General features: G+C 72.0%; 17 protein-coding genes. 14 read left to right on the top strand and 3 right to left on the bottom strand.

All coding sequences use genetic code 11. From position 1 onward, the window contains the following. Positions 1-2: 2 nt before the first annotated feature. The 3 genes from egtC (at position 3) to C4T78_RS08045 (ending at position 2,191) form a co-directional block, all read left to right on the top strand. On the top strand, positions 3-758 hold the full coding sequence (gene egtC / locus C4T78_RS08055) for an ergothioneine biosynthesis protein EgtC (protein WP_093356352.1): 756 nt from the start codon (positions 3-5) through the stop codon (positions 756-758). Next, on the top strand, positions 755-1,726 hold the full coding sequence (gene egtD, locus C4T78_RS08050) for an L-histidine N(alpha)-methyltransferase (RefSeq protein ID WP_093356353.1): 972 nt from the start codon (positions 755-757) through the stop codon (positions 1,724-1,726). Before egtC ends, egtD begins: the two co-directional genes overlap by 4 nt. A gap of 129 nt (positions 1,727-1,855) precedes the next feature. Beyond that, positions 1,856-2,191 carry a hypothetical protein gene (locus tag C4T78_RS08045; protein ID WP_143185971.1) on the top strand — a complete coding sequence of 112 codons (336 nt, stop codon included), beginning with the start codon at positions 1,856-1,858 and terminating at the stop codon, positions 2,189-2,191. A gap of 43 nt (positions 2,192-2,234) precedes the next feature. Here C4T78_RS08045 and C4T78_RS08040 read toward each other — a convergent pair whose 3' ends face one another. Both C4T78_RS08040 and C4T78_RS08035 read right to left on the bottom strand, forming a co-directional pair. Continuing rightward, a complete protein-coding gene (locus C4T78_RS08040) occupies positions 2,235-2,453 on the bottom strand; it encodes a hypothetical protein (RefSeq protein ID WP_093356356.1) in 219 nt (72 codons plus the stop codon). Then, a complete protein-coding gene (locus C4T78_RS08035) occupies positions 2,450-2,665 on the bottom strand; it encodes an HC3 family zinc finger protein (RefSeq protein WP_093356357.1) in 216 nt (71 codons plus the stop codon). Before C4T78_RS08035 ends, C4T78_RS08040 begins: the two co-directional genes overlap by 4 nt. A 283-nt stretch (positions 2,666-2,948) precedes the next feature. Here C4T78_RS08035 and C4T78_RS08030 point away from each other — a divergent pair, with 283 nt between their 5' ends. The 10 genes from C4T78_RS08030 (at position 2,949) to metX (ending at position 16,395) form a co-directional block, all read left to right on the top strand. Beyond that, on the top strand, positions 2,949-3,323 hold the full coding sequence (locus tag C4T78_RS08030; RefSeq protein WP_093356358.1) for an MmcQ/YjbR family DNA-binding protein: 375 nt from the start codon (positions 2,949-2,951) through the stop codon (positions 3,321-3,323). 621 nt (positions 3,324-3,944) lie between these two features. Next, positions 3,945-6,749, top strand: a complete 2,805-nt coding sequence (locus C4T78_RS08025) for an AfsR/SARP family transcriptional regulator (protein ID WP_143185974.1) — start codon at positions 3,945-3,947, stop codon at positions 6,747-6,749. 231 nt (positions 6,750-6,980) lie between these two features. Beyond that, on the top strand, positions 6,981-8,459 hold the full coding sequence (locus tag C4T78_RS08020; protein ID WP_093356361.1) for an FAD-dependent oxidoreductase: 1,479 nt from the start codon (positions 6,981-6,983) through the stop codon (positions 8,457-8,459). After that, a complete protein-coding gene (locus tag C4T78_RS08015) occupies positions 8,456-9,556 on the top strand; it encodes a Gfo/Idh/MocA family oxidoreductase (protein ID WP_218161677.1) in 1,101 nt (366 codons plus the stop codon). Before C4T78_RS08020 ends, C4T78_RS08015 begins: the two co-directional genes overlap by 4 nt. After that, complete coding sequence (locus C4T78_RS08010; RefSeq protein WP_235863727.1) at positions 9,556-10,743, top strand: hypothetical protein; 1,188 nt, start codon at positions 9,556-9,558, stop codon at positions 10,741-10,743. The genes C4T78_RS08015 and C4T78_RS08010 overlap by 1 nt, the downstream gene beginning before the upstream one ends. A gap of 133 nt (positions 10,744-10,876) precedes the next feature. Beyond that, on the top strand, positions 10,877-12,187 hold the full coding sequence (locus C4T78_RS08005) for a UDP-glucose dehydrogenase family protein (RefSeq protein WP_093356364.1): 1,311 nt from the start codon (positions 10,877-10,879) through the stop codon (positions 12,185-12,187). After that, the gene (locus C4T78_RS08000; protein ID WP_235863728.1) at positions 12,184-13,671 is read left to right on the top strand and encodes a DHA2 family efflux MFS transporter permease subunit; all 1,488 of its coding nucleotides are present in this window, start codon (positions 12,184-12,186) and stop codon (positions 13,669-13,671) included. Before C4T78_RS08005 ends, C4T78_RS08000 begins: the two co-directional genes overlap by 4 nt. A 63-nt stretch (positions 13,672-13,734) precedes the next feature. Continuing rightward, complete coding sequence (locus tag C4T78_RS37390) at positions 13,735-13,797, top strand: putative leader peptide (RefSeq protein ID WP_351116928.1); 63 nt, start codon at positions 13,735-13,737, stop codon at positions 13,795-13,797. A gap of 139 nt (positions 13,798-13,936) precedes the next feature. Then, positions 13,937-15,256: a bifunctional o-acetylhomoserine/o-acetylserine sulfhydrylase gene (locus C4T78_RS07995; RefSeq protein ID WP_093356366.1), complete on the top strand. Its 1,320-nt coding sequence runs from the start codon at positions 13,937-13,939 to the stop codon at positions 15,254-15,256. Then, on the top strand, positions 15,253-16,395 hold the full coding sequence (metX, locus tag C4T78_RS07990; protein WP_093356368.1) for a homoserine O-acetyltransferase MetX: 1,143 nt from the start codon (positions 15,253-15,255) through the stop codon (positions 16,393-16,395). The genes C4T78_RS07995 and metX overlap by 4 nt, the downstream gene beginning before the upstream one ends. Positions 16,396-16,440: 45 nt before the next feature. Here metX and C4T78_RS07985 read toward each other — a convergent pair whose 3' ends face one another. Next, positions 16,441-17,250 (bottom strand): alpha/beta fold hydrolase, encoded by an 810-nt coding sequence (locus C4T78_RS07985; RefSeq protein WP_093356369.1) that lies wholly within the window; start codon positions 17,248-17,250, stop codon positions 16,441-16,443. Between the two features lie 123 nt (positions 17,251-17,373). Between C4T78_RS07985 and C4T78_RS07980 the strand changes: the two genes are divergently transcribed. After that, positions 17,374-18,783 carry a GAF domain-containing protein gene (locus tag C4T78_RS07980; RefSeq protein WP_093356371.1) on the top strand — a complete coding sequence of 470 codons (1,410 nt, stop codon included), beginning with the start codon at positions 17,374-17,376 and terminating at the stop codon, positions 18,781-18,783. Position 18,784 lies beyond the last annotated feature (1 nt).

Here is an 18,784-nt window from a genome sequence, read left to right as displayed (position 1 = left end):
CCATGTGCCGGCACGTTGGATACCTGGGGCCTGCGGTATCGCTGGCCGAGCTGCTGCTGGAGCCCGAGCACTCGCTGCTCGAGCAGACCTGGGCGCCCGCCGACATGCGCGGCGGCGGCACCGTCAACGCCGACGGCTTCGGCGTCGGCTGGTGCCGCGCGGACGGTTCCACGGCCCGCTACCGGGCGGCGGTTCCGATGTGGACGGACCAGTCCTTCCGGGATGCGGCCCGCGAGGTGCGCAGCGGCGCGGTGGTCGCCGCGGTGCGCTCGGCCACCGTCGGGATGCCGGTGGTGCCCGGGGCCTGCGCGCCGTTCACCGACGGCAACCGGCTGTTCAGCCACAACGGCCGGGTCACCGGCTGGCCGGACTCGGTGGCCAAGCTCGCCGCGCGGCTGGAGGTGGTCGACCTGCTGACGCTGGAGGCGGCGACCGACTCGGCGCTGCTGTGGGCGGTGCTGCGGCAGCGGGTGCTCGACGGCGCCGATCCGGAGGTGGCGGTGCCGGAGCTGGTGGGCGAAGTCGTCGCCGCCGCCCCGGATTCGCGGCTGAACCTGCTCTTCAGCGACGGCGCCCGGCTGGTGGCCACCACCTGGACGCATTCGCTGTGGGTGCACCAGGAGCGCGGCGCGGTGACCGTCGCCTCCGAACCGTTCGGCGCGCGCGCCGGATGGCGTGAAGTTCCCGACCGGAGCCTGGTCGTCGCCACCGCCGACGACGTGGAGCTGCGGCCGCTGGAGGAGATGGGGGAGAGATGAGCGAACCGGAGCTGATCGTCCGATTCACCGACGAGGACGCGGCCCGCGAGCTGCGCGCCGATGTGCGGGAAGGACTGACCGAGCAGCCGAAGTGGTTGTCGCCCAAGTGGTTCTACGACGCCGCGGGCAGCGAGCTGTTCGAGCGGATCACCACCTTGCCGGAGTACTACCAGACCCGGGCCGAGCAGCAGATCCTGCAGCGCACCGCGATGGACATCGCCGAGATCACCGGGGCGGCCACGCTGGTGGAGCTCGGCTCGGGATCGTCGGAGAAGACCCGGCTGCTGCTCGACGCGCTGCGCAAGCACGGAACGCTGCACCGCTTCGTGCCGCTGGACGTCTCCGGTTCGGCACTGCGCGCCGCGGTGGACGCCATCGCGCTGGACTACCCGGAGCTGCTGGTGCGCGGTGTGGTCGACGACTTCACCAGCGGGCTCAGCGCGCTCGACGCGGGCACCGACCGGCTGGTCGCGTTCCTGGGCGGCACCATCGGCAACCTGCTGCCCGCGGAGCGCGCCGGGTTCTTCGCCTCGGTGCGCTCCGCGCTGCGGCCGGGGGAGTGGCTGCTGCTGGGCACCGACCTGGTCAAGGATCCCGAGCGGCTGGTCCGCGCTTATGACGACGCCAGCGGGGTGACCGCGGAGTTCAACCGCAACGTGCTGCGCGTGCTCAACCGAGAGCTCGGCGCCGACTTCGCCGTCGAGGAGTTCGGGCACGTGGCGCTGTGGAACGCCGAGCAGGAGTGGATCGAGATGCGGTTGCGCGCCGCGCGGCCGATGCGGGTCGAGCTCGCCGAGCTGGCGCTGACCGCCGAGCTCGCCGCGGGCGAGGAGATCCGCACCGAGATCTCGGCGAAGTTCCGGCGGGAGCGGGTGCGCGACGAGCTCACCACCGCCGGTTTCGACCTGCGGCACTGGTGGCTCGACGACGCGGGTGACTTCGCCCTGTCGCTGGCGGTGGCGCGCTGAGGAGATCAGCCGATCGGTGAATCCAGCAGTCGGTCACCCCACAGGAGGGTGACCGGGATGGCGGCGGGCGGCGCGCGGAGCAAGATCGGCCCCGCAACTGCCGCACTTCCTGCTGGAAAGGACGATTCGATGCGTCTTCGCGCAACTGTCGCCGCTGCTCTCGGTGCCGCCGGGATGCTGCTGGCCCTGCCGGGTTCCGCGCTCGCCGCGTACGGCGAGTTCTCCTACTCGGTCCAGCACCGGGGTCAGGTCTACCAGACCTCGATCAGCGACCCGGTCGGCCACGACTGCCACCGGCTGAACCTGCCGGTGGACAGCCCGGCGTACCGGGTGCACAACGGGACCAACGCGACGGCCGTCGTCTTCCTGGACTCCAACTGCGCCACCGACACCTTCTACACCTTGGCGCCCGGGCAGACCGCTCCGGCCGGTGTGCTGGTCCGCTCGGTGATCTTCTCCCGCTGAGCAACACCGCTGAAGGGCGTCTCCGGTTCCCCGGAGGCGCCCTTCAGCTCGTGATGGCGCGGGTGGCGTCGGTCAGGCAGCGGATGCAGGGCATGCCTGCCGGGTGCTCGGAGACCTCGGCCTGGTGCGCCGGGATCTCCACCCCGCAGAAGGTCCGCCAGATCGCCGGGATCCCGGTGCCCGGTGCGGTCGTCAGGTGCACCTCGCGGCGGGCCTCGCCGACGACGCCGAAGGCGAAGCGGACGGCCACGGTGCGGGTCACGATCCCGTCTCCGGCATTCGGCCCGCGGCGCGCAGGCATTCCGCGCAGGTCGGCCACATCCAGTTCAGCGCCGACGGTTCGGCGGCGGTGACGTGCTGCGCGCACAGCGTCGTGAGCGGCTCGCCCGCGCGGTGCGGCCCGGCGGGCAACGCCCCCTCCACCGCGTGGCAGAGCTGCTCCGCCGGTTGCCAGTGGTGCTCGATGCAGATCATTCTCCCCACCTCCGCCGATGGGACTGGCCCGTGCCGGTTCGGTGACGGGCAATCAGCCGACCTTGACCCGTTCGGCCCAATGCTGCTCGGCGGAACACGCCTGGCGATCACCCGAAAAGATCAATGCGAGGATTAGTGTGCACGCTGGGTGATCGGCGTTGCGGCAGAAGAACCGGCCGCGTGCTCCGGCCACTGGGGGGAGGTGCCTCGGCACGCGGTCGGCGCGGCCAGGCTACACCCGGGTGCGGGCGGGCGGTCGGTGCTCCGGGTTAGGTTGGCGGGCATGACGCCGCAGGAGCTCAAGGCCGCTTGTCTGGCGATGACCGGTGCCCGGGAGGAGTTCCCGTTCGACGACGCCAACAGCGTGTTCAAGGTCGGCGGGAAGATCTTCGCGATCAGCAGGCTGGCGGCCGAGCCGCTCCGGGTGTCGCTCAAGTGCGACCCGGAGCTGGCCGTGCAGCTGCGCCTGAGCTACTCGGCGATCACCCCCGGGTACCACCTGAACAAGCGGCACTGGAACACCGTCGTGCTCGACGGGTCGGTGCCCGACGAGATGGTCGTGGAGCTGATCGAGGATTCCTACGACCTGGTGGTCGCCGGGCTGCCCAAGCGGGAGCGGGAGAAGCTGCACTGGCGTTCACTCGGGGAACGCGGCTGAACCGGTCCGCAGCGCGAAAAGTTGTGAACGCGGGCCGATTGTTCGCGGTCGGGGGAAATATGAATCAATTTCATTCGGCCATTCCGGGTCGGCTCGCTTCGCGGAAAATGCGCCGACCGCTTGACCCTTTGTTGAAACAACCTTAGCGGTACCTTATGCCGCTGCACCATCCGGCCGCGCGGGCGGCGGCCGTTCGTTCGCATCTTGATCAAACACGTGCGCCCCGTGTCGCGCCCGCGTAGCGTTCAGATGAAGGCCGCGTTCATGTGTGCTGGCCAGAGCCTTGTGCGACGGTGAATTTTCACGCCGACCGCCGGGCGGCCCCGGCACACGCGATCCGGCTCGCGAACAGCGGTGCGGGGGCGGCCGCTGACTGGTTTTCGTTTGTTCTGGAGAACGAACAAAATCGCGCGGTGGTCACCGAAGTGCGGAAACTGCGGGGGAGGTCTGCTTAGTACCGGGAGGATTTCCGGTGGCGGGACGTCGTTCCCGGAGTGGCGGAGGAGTTCGCCGTTCCGAGGTGTTCCCGTCACCGGACGGGAATTGTCGTTCGCCGAAATCGCATCCGCCGGTCGGCGCGCTGCGCGGTGGGCGACTCGGGATCCGGAGCGGAGCGCAACAGTGGGAGAGCAGGTCAAGTTCCGCGTGCTCGGGCCGCTGGAGGTCGGCAGCACCGACGGTCGAATATCGCTGGGCGGCACGAAACCCCGGTTGCTGCTGGCGACGCTGCTGTTCAACGCGAACCAGACCGTGCACGCCGACGTGCTCGTCGAATCGCTGTGGCCGGAGCGGCGACCGAGATCGCCCGCGGCGAACCTGCGCACCTACGTCAGCTCGCTGCGCAGCACCCTGGCGCTGGTCGGCGCCACCATCCGCACCGAGCACGCCGGCTACGCCATTTCCGTGCTGCCGGGCGAACTCGACCTGCTCGTCTTCCGCGAACTCCTCGCCGCGGCCCGGCAATCGCACCGCGTCGGCAGGCTCCACGAGGCGTGCGGCCGACTCGAAGAGGCGCTCGCGCTCTGGCGCGGCGAGGTGCTCGCGGACCTGCCCTCCAGCGGTGCTCTCACCCGGCACCTGGAAGCCGCGGCCGAGGCGCGGCTGGGCGCGAAGGAGGAACTGCTCGCCCTGTACGTGGCCACCGGCCGGTACGGGGAGGCGATCGGGGACCTGCGAGCGCTGCTGGCCGAGCACCCGTTCCGCGAATCCGTCTGGCAGCAGCTGCTGCTCGCGCTCAACGGCGACGGGCAGCAGGCCGAGGCGCTGCGCGCCTACTCCGAGGTGCGGGAGCTGCTGGTCAACGAGCTCGGCGTCGAACCGGGCCCGGAGCTGCGGCGCATCCACATGTCCATCCTCGCCGGGGAATCGGCGACGGCACCGCTCGAGCAGCCGGAGATCCCGGTGGTGAGCCGCTCCGGCCAGCTGCTGCGCCAGCTCCCGCCGGACGTCCCGGACTTCACCGGCCGCGCCCGCTCCACCGCCGCGCTCCAGCAGGCCCTGTCCAGCACGAGGCCGGCGCGGACCGGCGCGCCGACGGTGGCCAGCGTGGTGGGGCCGCCCGGCGTCGGCAAGACGGCGCTGGCGGTCCACGTCGCCCACCTCCTGCAGGAGGGCTTCCCCGACGGCCAGCTGCACGTGGATCTCGCGGGCACCTCGGGAAAGCCCCGCGAACCGGCCGACGCGCTGGCCGATCTCCTGCGCTCGCTCGGCGTCGACGGCGCGGCGCTGCCGGAGCGGATCGAGGACCGCACGGCGCTGTACCGGTCGCTGGCCGCGCAGCGCCGGATGCTGGTGCTGTTCGACGACGCGGCCAGCGCGGCGCAGGTCCAGCCGCTGCTGCCGGCCAGCGACTGGGCCGTGGTGGTGACCTCGCGGTGCCGGATGGCCGAACTGCCCGGCGCCAAGCAGATCGAGCTCGACGTGCTCTCCCCGGCGAGTGCGCACGCCCTGCTCTGCAAGATCGCGGGCGCCGAGCGCGTCCAGCTGGAAGAGGCCTCGGCCGCGGCGATCCTGCGCGCCTGCGGCTACCTCCCGCTGGCCATCCGGATCGCCGGTGCCCGGCTCGTCGGCCGCCGCGGCTGGCCGCTGGAGGTGCTGGAGCAACGCCTGGAGAACGAGCGGCGGCGGCTCGTCGAACTGCGCACCGGCGAACTCGCGGTGCAGGCCAGCTTCGACCTCAGCTACCGCCAGCTGCCGCCGGCGGCGGCGCGCGCGTTCCGGCTGATCGGCCTGCTGGGTCCAGGTTCGGTGCCGGAGTGGTCGATCGACGCCCTGGTCGACCGGGGCTCGGCGCGGTGGGTGGACGTGCTGCTCGACGGCAACCTGCTGGAGCTGACCGGCACCGACGTGCTGGGCCGACCGCGGTACCGGATGCACGACCTGGTCCGGTGCTACGCGCGCAACGCGGCGGAATCCGAGCCCGCGCAGCTCCGGCGCGCGGCCATCGACCGGGTGCTCAGCGGGTGGCTGCTGGCCACCACGCACGCTTCGGCCGGGCTCCCGGTGAGCATCTTCCGGCCGGTGCCCACCGGAGTGGCCCACTGGCGCCCCGAGCGGTCGGTGCTCGACCGCATCGACCGCGCCCCGGTGACCTGGCTCGACGCCGAGCAGGACTCGCTCATCGACGCGGTGCACCTCGCGGTGGCCGAGGGATCGCCGGATCTGGCTTGCTCGCTGGCGATCTCGCTGGCCCAGTACTTCGACTTCCGCTCGCACTACGGCGCCTGGCGCCGGACGCACGAGATCGCGCTGAGCACGGAACCGGCCCCGCGCACCAGGGCGACCCTGCTGCGCGGTCTGGCGCAGGTCCACCACCTGCTGGACGACCAGGGCGGGGCCCGGCGGTTGTTCGCCGAATCCCACGCGCTGTTCCGGCAGACCGGCGATGCCGTCGGCGAGGCGTTCGCGCTCTGCGGGCTGGCCGCGGTGGAGCGGCGCTGCGGGCGGCCGCACATGGCGCAGCGCAGGCTCCGCCGCGCGCTGGTGGTCTTCCAGCAGTCCGGTGACAAGCACGCCGAGGCGTTCGTCCGGGAGGCGATCGGCCGGACCTACCTCGTGCTCGGCGACCAAGCCGAAGCCGAGCGCTGGCTCACCGATTCGCTGCGCGTCTCGCGTTCGGCAGGCGACCGCCACCGGGAGGGCAAGACGCTCGCCGAGCTGGGCAGGCTGCACACCGCGGCAAACGACTTCCAGGCGGCCATGAGCTGCCTGGAACCCGCGGTGCGGATCCTCGGCGAGCTGGAGGACGAGCACTGCACGGCCAACGCGCTGCAGCGGCTCGGCGATCTGTGCGCCAGGCAGGGCAACCACCAGCGGGCGCTGGCCGCGGTCCGCCAGGCGCACGCGATCTTCCAGCGGATCAACGACCACCGCGGTTCGGCGGCGAGCAAGGAGCGGAGCCCGGGGCTGAACGACCTGCCCGGGTAGCCGGTTCCAGTCCGGGGTGGACGAGGCCCGGCCGGAGCGCGAACAGCGCACCGGCCGGGCCCTTTCACGTGCCCACCAGTGCGCTTGTGCCGGAGTTGTGCGCCGATTTGATTCGGTTTGTGCGCGCTGCGCATAGCTTTTCACCGAGTTCGCAAGCCCGGTCGCGGGGCCGCCTCGACCGGCGGTGGGCGAACTCCTGCGGGGCAGGGCCGACTCTCAGGGGAGTGGTGGATGCATAGCCGAAGGAAAGGCCAACGGCAGTGGCAGGTCGTCATCGTCGGTGCCGGCAATGCGGGTCTGTGCGCGGGCATCGCGGCGCTGCAGGCCGGGGCGGACTCGGTCGCGGTGCTCGACGCCGCGCCAAGGGAGTTCCGCGGCGGGAACAGCTCGCTGACGCGGACCATGCGCTTCTCCTGGCGGGACCGCGCGTTCCTGGCCGACCTGATGCGGGACCCGGACGACGCGCGGATCGCCGAACTCCCGGCCGACCCGGCGGGGTACTCCGACGAGGACTACCTGGCCGACTGGCTGCGGACCTCCGGCGACCAGGTGGACACCACGCTCATCGAGTCGATCATCCGCCGGTCCACCAGCGCGATCACCTGGATGCGCGGCTTCGGGCACCGCTGGGTGCCGCGGCCGAACCCGCTACCCGGTGACTTCCCGGTGGTCTTCGACGGCGGTGGCGAGGCACTGCAGGCCCGCAACTTCGCGGAGTTCGAGCGCCTCGGCGGCACGGTCTGCTACGACAGCACGGCCACCGAGATCGAGAGGGTCTCCGGCGGGCGCTACCTGCTGCGCGGAACCGGCCCGGTGTTCCCGGTGGTCTGCGACGCGCTGGTGCTGGCCTCCGGCGGGTTCGAGGGCAGCGCGCGGATGCGCGAGCGGCACCTCGGCGCGCAGTGGCGCGAGGTGAAGCTGCGCGGCGTGCCGTACAACAAGGGCGAACCGCTGGAGGCGGCCATCGCGCTCGGTGCGGACGCGGCGGGCAACTGGCAGCAGACCCACACCACGCCGCAGGGCACCGCGCTGCCCGACTACATGATGCCGGGGCGGATGCGGGAGTCCCACGGCCTGACGCGCTACGCGTTCCCGCGCGGGATCGTGGTCAACCGGGACGGGCGCCGGTTCTTCGACGAGTCCGGCGACCACAGCCAGCTGAGCTACGTCTCGCTGGGGCAGCGGATCCTGGACCAGCCGGGGCAGATCGCCTTCCAGGTCTTCGACGGCAAGGTCGTCGAATCGGGGAAGCTGCCGCAGGGCTACCTCAGCGATCCGGCGTCGGTGATCACCCGGACCGTCGAGGAGGGCGCCCAGCGGCTGTCCATCGACGCCGGCAACCTCGCCGAGGAGGTCCGCAGGCTCAACAGCTCGGACACCGAATTCCTGCCCGCCGACCGCGATGACGCCGCGCGCACGCCGAAGCGGCTGGACACCCCGCCGTTCCTGTTCGTCCCGGTGGTGTGCGGGCTGACGTTCACCTACGGCGGGCTGTCGGTGAGCACCAACGCCGAAGTGCGCGGCGACGGCAAGCCGATCAGCGGTCTCTACGCCGCCGGTGTGATCGTCGGCGGGCTCTACGACCAGGGCTACCCGGGCGGCACCGGGCTGATGGCTGGTGCCGTGCTGGGCCGGGCGGCCGGGACCGCCGCCGCCAATCACGCGCTGAAGAACGGCGAGCGCGTCCGGGAGCTGGGCAGGTTGGCATGAACATCGTGATCGTGGGCATCGGGGTGATCGGTGCGCGCCACGTCGCCTGCTTCGGCAGGGCGGGCCACCGGATCACCACAGTGGACCGGAAGGAAGGAGCGGATCACGACCGGGTGGCCGATGTGCCTGAGCGGTCCGATGTGGACGCCTGGGTGGTGGCCACGCCGACGGCGGCGCACCTGGCGGTGGTGACGGAGATCCTGCGGTGCCAGCCGAACGCCCGGATATTGCTGGAGAAACCGGCCTGCTACCCGGCCGAGCTCGGCGACCTGGTCGACCTGGTCCGGCGGCACCCGCGTGCCCGGATCGTGGTCAACGACGTCTACGCGCACAGCCGGGTGGTGCGACGGTTCGCGGAATCGGTGCACCGGGCCGCCGCGGGCGACCCGATCAGGAAGATCACCATCGAGTTCACCAAGAACCGCGTGCTGGACGTCGCCAACGGCAGGTTCGTCGACACGCAGTACGGCGAGGCCGGCTACGAGTGCTTCCACATGCTGAGCATCCTGCGCGCGATCCTGCCCGCCGAGCACTACGAGCGGTACCTGCGGACGAATCCGGCGCTGGTGACACCGGAGATGCGGGTGCGCACGGCGGTTCCCGAGCTGCCGGAGGTGGAGCTCTACACCTCCTCGGGCGGGGCGATCGGGTTCGCCGGGCTGGCCGGGTTCGCGTTCTCCGCGAGCACCGCGAAGCGCTACCTGGCCAGGTCGATCATCCCGTTCAGCGCCGAGCTGCGGTACCGCTTCGCCGATGTCGAACTCGTCTCCGGCAAGCACGTGACGCTGGTCTTCGAGCCGAGCTACGGCGTCGCCGCCGACTACAAGAACGAGCACACCGTGCACGTCCGGGACGCCGGCTCGCAGCAGCGGGTCACCGTCTCCGGGAACCACTTCGAGGAGGCGTTGCAGGCACAACTGGACTTCTTGTGCGGTGCCGACGAGGGCACCGCGGTGCTTCGGCTGGCCGAGCACCGGCTGATGGCCGCGCTCGGCCTGACCGCGGCGACCGGCAGCTTCGCCTGGCCGGTCGAACCCGAGTTGCAGGACGGATTACCAGGAAACGGCGAGGAACTCGCCCGATTTGGGAGTGCGTGATGCAGAGCATCGAGGAGTACGCAAGGCTGCTGCGACTGGCCCCGGACATGGTCGGGGAAGTCATCGACAAGGCAGCGGGCCGGGAGCAGATCGCCGGCCGGGTCAAGAACGACGACGAGGCGTACGAGCTGTTCGCGAAGGCGTGCCGGTTCGAGGCGCCCTTCGCCACCAGCTGGATCCACGGGCCCGGCGAGAACTCGCCGTACCTGTCGCTGGAGCTGGCCGAGACGACGCTGGACGACGAGCGCTACCGGCGGCTGCTCGCCGAGAGCGTGCTGTCCACCTCGCCGTCGGTGCCCTACGACTACCGCGGCTTGGCCGCGGCCGAACTGGTGCGGATCGGCGTCGGGGACTTCGCCGGCCCGCTGGCCGAGGTGGTGGACTCCTACAGCGCGCTGCCGATGCGCACCACCAAGGCCAAGATCGACGTGCCGACCGACGGCATCGACCACCTCTTCGACATCCCGGACACCGCCGAGGCCCGCATCGCCCTCATCCGCACCGCGAGCGAGCTGAAGACCGAGGAGAGCCGGTACCTGATCGCCAGCCGGATCCTCGGCCGCGGCGAGCAGGTGGCCGCCCCGGCCACGGAGGCCGAGCGGCTGATCGCCGAGGACGTCGGCTCGGACCTGATCGCCCCCGCGGACTACCTGGTGCCGTGGGACCAGGAGTTCCCCAGCCCGGCCGGTTCCGACCTGACGCTGGCCGAGCTGATGCGCATCGTGCTGCTGGGCCCGGAGTTCAAGCTCCCGGACGCCCGGATCCGGCCGGTGCTGGTCGACTTCTACCGATCGGTGCTGCGGATCAGCGGTCGCTCCATCATCGGCCTGGCCGCCGGGGTCTTCCACGTGGAGCACGGCACGATGTCGGATCCGTCCTTCTACTACCAGGGACGCGATTCCATCCTCGGCAAGGGCCTGGTGATCGACTGCGTCGGTGGCGCGATCCTGCAGCAGGGCACGTTCCTCGGCGGCGGTTTCATGCCGATCCTGATCCACACCCACAAGCACATCCGCAAGAGCGGCGAGGCCGGTGCCGCGGAGCGCAAGCGGGTGCTGCCGTGCATCTTCGTCGCCGAGGCCGGTGCCCGGTTCCCGATGCACGCGGTCGGGCTGTTCGAAACCGTGGACTACCTGGACGAGGACACCCCGTTCGAGGGCATCCGCGCGCTCCCGCACGGGGCGTAGCACCGCCGGCCCCGGCGTCCGGGGACCGGTGCGAGGACCAGTCAGCGCCCGGCTCCGGCCGGGCGGTGTTCGGCAGCGTGACGTCCGCGCCACCGGATCTCCCCGGTGGCGCGGACGGTTCGAAGTGAAGGGGATGAACGTGGTGAGTGGGGTCAAGATCGCGGTGATCGGCGCCGGTTACGTCGGCCTGACGACGGCGGCGTGCCTGGCGTCGCTGGGGCACCGGGTGGTGTGCGCGGACATCGATCCGGCGAAGGTGCGGGCGCTGTCCCGGGGCGAGGTGACGATCCGGGAACCGGGGATGGCCGAGCTGGTGGGGGCCGGTCTGGCGGAGGGCCGGTTGCGGTTCGTGGTGGGGGCGGGCGAGGCGGCGCCGGGCGCCGAAGTGGTGTTCCTCTGCGTGCCGACGCCGATGGGACCGGACGGGGCGGCGAAGCTGGCCGCGCTGGAGGCCGCCGTGGCGGAGCTGAGGGATCCGCTACCACCTGATTCGGTCGTGGTGAACAAATCGACCGTGCCGGTGGGCACGGCGGCCCGCGTCGGCGAACTGCTCGGCAGGTCCGATGTCGCGGTGGCGTCCAACCCGGAGTTCCTGCGCGAGGGCTCCGCGGTGCACGACTTCCTGAACCCGGACCGGATCGTGATCGGTTCGGCCGACCTGGACGCCGCCAAGCGCGTCGCCGCGCTGTACGAGGCGCTCAACGCGCCCATCCTGCTGACCGATCCGGCCAGCTCGGAGATGATCAAGTACGCGGCCAACTGCTACCTGGCGACCCGGCTGTCCTTCGTGAACTCGATCGCCGAGCTGTGCGAGCGGATGGGCGCCGACGTCAACGACGTGACCAGGGGGATGGGCTACGACCAGCGGATCGGCACCGCGTTCCTGCGGCCCGGCCCGGGCTGGGGCGGATCGTGCTTCCCGAAGGACGCCCACGCGCTGCTGCGCTCGGCGGCGGTGATCGGCTCCGACTTCCCGCTGCTGCGCGCCGCGATCGACACCAACGCGCGGCAGCAGCGGCTGGTGGTGGGCAAGGTCCGGCAGGCGGTGGGCGGCCGGCTGGCCGGTACCCGGGTGGGACTGCTCGGGCTGACGTTCAAGGCGGGCACCGACGACCTGCGCGATTCGCCCGCGCTGGCCATCGCCGAGCTGCTGGCCGCCGAGGGCGCCGAGCTGGTCGGCTACGACCCGAGCATGCCCGGCGCGGTGGCCGGGATCCGCGTGGTGGATTCGGCGTACGCGGCGGCGGCGGGCGCGTCGGCGCTGGTGCTGCTGACCGAGTGGCCGGAGTTCCGGGAACTGGACTGGGAGCGGATCGCCGGGCAGATCAGCGGCAGGTACGTCGTCGACGCGCGCAACCACCTGGACCCGCTCGTCGTGCACCACGCCGGACTGCTCCACCAGCGCCTCGGCCAGCCCGCGCCGCACCGCGCCCTGTCCAGGTGAGCCGGCGCCCGACCCCGGTGGCGATCTGCTCCGGGGCCGGGCGGCCCCGCCTGCCCGACCGCGTACCGACCGAGGTGATCATGTCCGTGCCGCACCGCCGATCCCTGGTGCTGGGGATCTGCTGCTTCAGCCTGTTCCTGGTGTCGCTGGACACCACGATCGTGAACCTGGCGCTGCCCGCGATCGAGGACGAGCTGGACGCGCCGCTGTCCGGTCTGCAGTGGACGATCGATGCCTACGCGGTGGTGCTGGCGTCGCTGCTGCTGCTCGCCGGTTCCGTCGCCGACCGATTCGGCCGCCGCCGCGTCTTCCGGCTCGGGCTGGTCGTGTTCACCACCGCGTCCCTGCTGTGCGGCATCGCGCCCACCGCGGGCTGGCTCATCGGGTTCCGCGTCCTGCAGGCGATCGGCGCTTCGATGCTCAACCCGGTGGCGCTGTCGATCATCGTCAACACCTTCCCCGACGCGCGGGAGCGGGCCAGGGCCATCGGGATCTGGAGCAGCGTCGTCGGCCTGAGCATGGCGGTCGGCCCGGTGACCGGCGGGCTGCTGGTGGACAGCACCGGCTGGCGGTCGATCTTCTGGATCAACATCCCGGCGGGCATCGCCGCGCTGGTGCTCACCGCCCGGTTCGTGCCCGAATCCAGATCTCCCCGGCCGCGCCGCTTCGACCCGGCCGGGCAGCTGCTGGTCATCGTCGCGCTGGCGAGCCTGGTCTTCGGGATCATCGAGGGCCCGCACGGCGGCTGGACCGCGCCCGCGACGCTGGGCTGCTTCCTGCTCAGCGCGCTGGCGATCGCCGTCTTCGTGCGCCACGAGAAGCGCCGCGAGCAGCCGCTGCTGGACCTGCGGTTGTTCGCCAGCGCACCGATGTCCGGTGCCACGGTCATCGCGCTGTGCGGATTCGCCGCGCTGTCCGGCTTCCTGTTCCTCAACTCCCTCTACCTGCAGGACGTGCGCGATTTCTCCGCGCTGGAGGCCGGTTTGCTGACCCTGCCGATGGCCGCGCCGGCCTTCCTGTGCGCGCCCGTCGCCGCACGGCTGGTCGGTGTTCGCGGGCCCCGGATCCCGCTGGTGCTCAGCGGCGCGGGCATCGCGCTGAGCGGCGTGGTGCTCGCCGGTCTCGACGACGACACGCCACTTCCGTGGCTGCTCGCGGGTTATGCGCTGTTCGGGCTCGGTTTCGGCATGCTCAACGCGCCGGTCACCGCGACCGCGGTCGCCGGGCTGCCGACCGCGCGAGCCGGGGTCGCCGCTGCCGTGGCCTCCACCAGCCGTCAGATCGGCGCCTCGCTCGGCGCCGCCGTGCTGCCCGCGGTGGTGGCCGTCCAGCTGGAGGAGACCGGGTTCGGCGAAGCCAGCCGCCCCGCGTGGTGGATCGTGGCGGGCTGCGGCCTGCTCATCGGCGTGATCGGGTCGTGCACCACCGGCAGGTGGGGCAGGCGGACCGCCGAGACCACCGCCGCGGCGCTGGCCGCCGCGTGAACCGGTTTCCCGGATCGTGGACGGGGTTTCGCGCGCAGTGGACTCCTCGCTAGTCTCCCGGGCGTGATCCGCTTGGTTGCCCGTCGCCACGTCGACCTCCTGCGCGTGACCGCTTCGGCGTGTTGATCCTCCGCTGCGCGCGATGAGCGCAGTTCTCCTCCCACCGGCGGCCTGACCGCCCGTTCCCGCACGCCCGCGGTGCCGCACCGCAGGCGCGAGCGCGCATGCCCGCGCCGATCCACGTCCTCGATCCAGGAGACATTCCGTGAGCGCTTCCACCGACCGTTCCGCGTGGTCCTTCGACACCCTCCAGGTGCACGCCGGGGCGGAACCCGACCCCACCACCGGGGCCCGCGCCGTGCCGATCTACCAGACCACCTCGTTCGTCTTCCGCGACACCGAGCACGCGGCGAACCTGTTCAACCTCAGCGAACCCGGCAACATCTACACCCGGATCAACAACCCCACCCAGGCGGTCCTGGAGGAGCGGGTGGCCGCGCTGGAAGGCGGTGTGGCGGCGGTGGCGCTGGCCTCCGGCCAAGCGGCCGAGACGCTGACCGTGCTCACCCTCGCGCAGGCGGGCGACCACCTGGTGGCCAGCTCGGCGCTCTACGGCGGCACCCACAACCTGTTCCGGCACACGCTGCCGAAGCTGGGCATCGAGGTCAGCTTCGTCGAGGACCCCGACGACATCGAGGCGTGGCGGGCCGCCGCGCGGCCGAACACCAAGCTGTTCTTCGGCGAATCGCTGGGCAACCCGCGATCGAACGTGCTGGACGTGCGGGCGGTGGCCGAGGTCGCGCACGAGGTCGGCGTGCCGCTGGTCGTCGACAACACGGTGACGACGCCGTTCCTGCTGCGCCCGATCGAGCACGGCGCGGACATCGTGGTGCACTCGGCGACGAAGTACCTGGGCGGGCACGGCGCGGCGGTCGGCGGCATCGTGGTGGACGGCGGCACCTTCGACTTCGGCGCGAACGGCGAGCGGTTCCCCGGTTTCGTCGAGCCGGACCCCAGCTACAACGGCCTGCGGTACTGGCCGGCCCTGGGCCACGGCGCCTTCGCGGCGAAGCTGCGGGTGCAGGGCCTGCGCGACATCGGCCCGGCCATCTCGCCGTTCAACGCCTTCCTGCTGCTGCAGGGCCTGGAGACGCTGTCGCTGCGCATCGAGCGGCACGTCAGCAACGCCCAGCAGCTCGCCGAGTGGCTGAGCACCCGCGACGAGGTCGAAACCGTGCACTACGCGGGACTTCCCAGCAGCGAGTGGTACGAGCTCGGTCAGCAGTACCTGCCGGGCGGGGCGGGCGCGATCGTCTCGTTCGAGCTGCGCGGCGGAGTCGACGCCGGGCGCGCGTTCGTCGACGGCGTCCAGCTGTTCAGCCACCTGGTGAACATCGGTGACGTGCGCAGCCTCATCGCGCACCCGGCGAGCACCACGCACAGCCAGCTCACCGAGCAGGAGCAGCGGTTGGCCGGGGTGAGCCCGGGCCTGGTGCGGTTGTCGGTGGGCATCGAGGCGGTGGCCGATCTCCAGGCCGACCTGGAAGCCGGTTTCCGCGCGGCAAAGGCCGAGCTGGAGCGATGACCCGGACGCACGGTCGTCCGCCCGCCACCGGTGCGTGGCGGGCGGGCGACCCGGTCGGCCGGCGCAGCTGGTTCCGGCTGCCCGGCCCGCTGGTGCTGGAGGCGGGAGGCGTTCTCCCGCAGGTGGATCTCGCTTACGAGACCTGGGGAGAGCTCGACCCGGAGGCCTCCAACGCCGTGCTGGTGCTGCACGCGCTGACCGGCGACAGCCACGTGGCGGGACCGGCCGGCGCCGGGCACCCCAGCCGCGGCTGGTGGGACGCGCTGGTCGGGCCGGGGCGGGCGCTGGACACCGACCGCTGGTTCGTGATCGCGCCGAACGTCCTGGGCGGTTGCCAGGGGAGCACCGGGCCGGCGTCCGCGGCGCCCGACGGGCGGCCGTGGGGCGGGCGGTTCCCGGCGATCACGGTGCGGGACGCGGTGCAGGCGGAAGCGCATCTGGCCGACGCGCTCGGCATCCGGCGGTGGGCGGCGGTGCTCGGCGGCTCGTTCGGCGGGATGCGGGCGCTGGAGTGGGCCGCGGGCCACCCGGAGCGGGTGGCGGCGGCGCTGCTGCTGAGCTGCTGCGCGGTGGCCTCCGCGGAGCAGATCGCCTGGTCCGGGGCGCAGATCGAGGCGATCCGCACCGATCCGGACTGGCTCGACGGCCACTACCACGACCTGCCCGACGGCCGCGGCCCGCACGCCGGGCTGGGAGTGGCCCGGCGGATCGCGCACATCACCTACCGCAGCCCGCGCGAGCTGGAGCAGCGCTTCGGCACCGAGCACCAGGACGGCGAACATCCGTGGCGCGGCGGAAGGTACGCCGTCGAGTCCTATTTGGACCACCACGCCGACAAGCTGGCTCGCCGGTTCGACGCGGCGAGCTACGTGGTGCTCGCGCGGGCGATGTCCGGCCACGACGTGGGACGCGGCCGGGGCGGAGTGGAAGCCGCACTGCGTCGCATCGCGGCCCGCACCCTCGTCGCGGGCGTGGACAGCGACCGGCTGTTCCCGCTGGAGCAGCAGCGGCAGCTGGCCGAGTCGATCCCGGGTGCCGGGTTCGGCACGATCGCCTCACCGCACGGCCACGACGGCTTCCTGATCGAAGCCGACCAGGTCGGGAGACTGGTCACCGACCTGCTGCCGAGCGGCCGTTGACCGCCGAGCGGCCCGGGCCCGAGGTGCGGGGCCCGGGCGCGGAGCTCAGGACCGGAGGAAGGAACCGAGCGTCTCGTTGAACGAGTCGGGTTCCTCGCTGAACGGGGCGTGCCCGCTGCCGCCGAAGCGGGCGACCTTCGCCTGCGGCAGCTGTTCGGCCAGCCAGCGGTCGAGCTCGCCGGGGAAGACCTTGCTGCGCGCGCCGTACATCAGCAGCGTCGGAACGGTGACCTCGGGGAGCACCGGCCGCAGATCGGCGTAGGCCATGTCGTACCACACCGCCAGCGCTGCCGAGGACGGCGTCTTCGCGGTCTCGGCGTAGACGGCGTCGATCACCTCCGCCGGCGGGGTTTCGGCGAAGCACGCGGCGATGAACGGCTTGACGACGCTGGGCCGGGCGTGCTGGAAGCCCTGGGCGAACACCGCGAGATCCACCGCGGTGTACTCGCCGAACAGCGGGAACTGCCAGTCGTCGGCGTCGAGGAAGCGCGGCGACTGGTCGATGAAGGCCGCTGAGCGCAGCGATCCGCAACCGAATTGCCGGACGTAGGACAGGATGACCGCGGTGCCCATCGACCAGCCCACCAGGCACACGTCGCGCAGCTCCAGGTGCTGCAGCAGGTGGTGGACGTCGCGAGCGTACTGGGCGAGGGTGTGCCCGTCATCGGTCTTCCCGGACAGGCCGTGCCCGCGCAGGTCGAGCGTGATCACGCGGTTCTGCGCGCTGAGCGCGGCCACGTTCTGCTGCCAGAACGTGCTGTTCATGGTCCATCCGTGGATGAGCACCACGGCAGGTCCCGAACCGCTGTCCTCGTAGTAGAGCGGCAAGCCGTCCGGCAGTTCCAGGTACGCCACGGTCGTCCTCCAAGAGTCGGGCCTCAGCTCGCACCGACTGTGCGGCACCGCTCCCGCGCCGGCCAAGACGTCCGCGCGCGTTGCACCGGCGTTGCAACCGGGGATACCTTTCTCGTCCTCGACATGGATGAGACGACTCGACGGCTGGCGGCCGCCCGCGAGAACGCGCTGAGCGGCGGCACCTCAGCGCAGGTACGCCCCGAGGTGCGCGCGTCGTGGGATCGCGCCCGCAAGAGGGGCGTGCATCCCGACCGGTCGCTGCCCCCGGTCGAGCCTGCCGCGGACCTGGTCGGCGAGCTGACCCGGCAGCACCGGCTGGCCGACGTCTGGCCGACGCTGCTGCGCACCATCGGCGACGCGGCCACCCAGACCGGCCACCTGGTCTTCATCAGCGATCCGGCCGGGCGGCTGCTGCGGGTGGTGGGCGACCCGGCCACCAGGAGGAACGCCGAGCGAGCGCGCTTGGTCCCCGGCGCGCTGTGGAACGAGGAACAGGTCGGCACCAGCGGAGTGGGCACCGCGCTGGCGCTGGGGCGGCCGTTCCAGGTCCGCGGTCCGGAGCACTACCTGTCCGTGGCCGCGGACTTCAACTGCTCGGCCGCGCCGATCGTGGACCCGGTCACCGGCGCGACGGTCGGCACCGTCGACGTGACCTACCCGGTCGCGTCGGCGAACGCGCTGGCCATGCCGTTGGTCGCGGCCGCGGCCAGGTTGGCCGGAGCGCAGCTCGGCGAACAGACCCGGCAGCGCGACGACGAGGTCCGGGCGCGCTACGTCGATCACGTCCTGCGCCGCAGCGGAGTCCGCAGCGCACTGGTCGGTGCGGACGGACGAGTGCTGCACACGACACCCGCGGGATGGCTCCTGCCGCAGTGGGCGGCGGGTCTGGAGAAGGACGGTCCGATGACGCTGCCGGACGGCCAGCGCGTGGTCGTCGAACGGCTCTCCCCGTCCGGGCCGTTCGCGGTGCACGGTGTGCACCACCCGGATCGCGGCGGAGAACTGCTGCGGGTGCAAGCGCTCGGACGCGGTCGGGCCCTGGTGCACGTCGACGGCGTGCCTCACGAACTCAGCTTGCGCCACAGCGAGCTCGTCGTGCTGCTGGCGGCTCACCCCGGCGGGATGGGCGCCGAGGAGATGGCCCGGCAGGCCTACGGCCCCAACGGCAAGGCCGTCACCGTTCGCGCCGAGATGACCCGGCTGCGCCGCGTCCTCGGCTACCGGCTGCGCTCGGATCCCTACCGGCTGGTCGGCCGCGTCTCGGCGGACTTCCTCGAACTGGAGCGGAGTCTGGCCGAGCGCACCGGCGGCGAGGCGCTCGACGGCTACCCCGCACCGCTGCTGCCCGCCTCGCGGGCGGCCGGGATCGAGGCGTTGCGCGACGGCCTGCACCTGCGGGTCCGGCGGAGGCTGATCTCGCACGGCGACGCGGACGCGCTCGCACGCTGGATCGCCTCGCCGCACGGGCGCGACGACGTGTTCGTCCGGCGCATGTTGGCTGCGCCGGACGAACACGCGTCGCCGGGGGAGTGAA

Origin of the sequence: Saccharopolyspora kobensis (assembly GCF_900108315.1) — a bacterium.
Taxonomy (GTDB): Bacteria; Actinomycetota; Actinomycetes; order Mycobacteriales; family Pseudonocardiaceae; genus Saccharopolyspora; species Saccharopolyspora kobensis.
This window is presented reverse-complemented; position numbering and strand designations above follow the sequence as displayed.

Coding starts and splice junctions, on each gene's coding strand:
- egtC (WP_093356352.1), top strand. CDS start 3: ATGTGCCGGCACGTTGGATACCTGGGGCCTGCGGTATCGCTGGCCGAG.
- egtD (WP_093356353.1), top strand. CDS start 755: ATGAGCGAACCGGAGCTGATCGTCCGATTCACCGACGAGGACGCGGCC.
- C4T78_RS08045 (WP_143185971.1), top strand. CDS start 1,856: ATGCGTCTTCGCGCAACTGTCGCCGCTGCTCTCGGTGCCGCCGGGATG.
- C4T78_RS08035 (WP_093356357.1), bottom strand. CDS start 2,665: ATGATCTGCATCGAGCACCACTGGCAACCGGCGGAGCAGCTCTGCCAC.
- C4T78_RS08030 (WP_093356358.1), top strand. CDS start 2,949: ATGACGCCGCAGGAGCTCAAGGCCGCTTGTCTGGCGATGACCGGTGCC.
- C4T78_RS08020 (WP_093356361.1), top strand. CDS start 6,981: ATGCATAGCCGAAGGAAAGGCCAACGGCAGTGGCAGGTCGTCATCGTC.
- C4T78_RS08015 (WP_218161677.1), top strand. CDS start 8,456: ATGAACATCGTGATCGTGGGCATCGGGGTGATCGGTGCGCGCCACGTC.
- C4T78_RS08010 (WP_235863727.1), top strand. CDS start 9,556: ATGCAGAGCATCGAGGAGTACGCAAGGCTGCTGCGACTGGCCCCGGAC.
- C4T78_RS08005 (WP_093356364.1), top strand. CDS start 10,877: ATGAACGTGGTGAGTGGGGTCAAGATCGCGGTGATCGGCGCCGGTTAC.
- metX (WP_093356368.1), top strand. CDS start 15,253: ATGACCCGGACGCACGGTCGTCCGCCCGCCACCGGTGCGTGGCGGGCG.
- C4T78_RS07980 (WP_093356371.1), top strand. CDS start 17,374: ATGGATGAGACGACTCGACGGCTGGCGGCCGCCCGCGAGAACGCGCTG.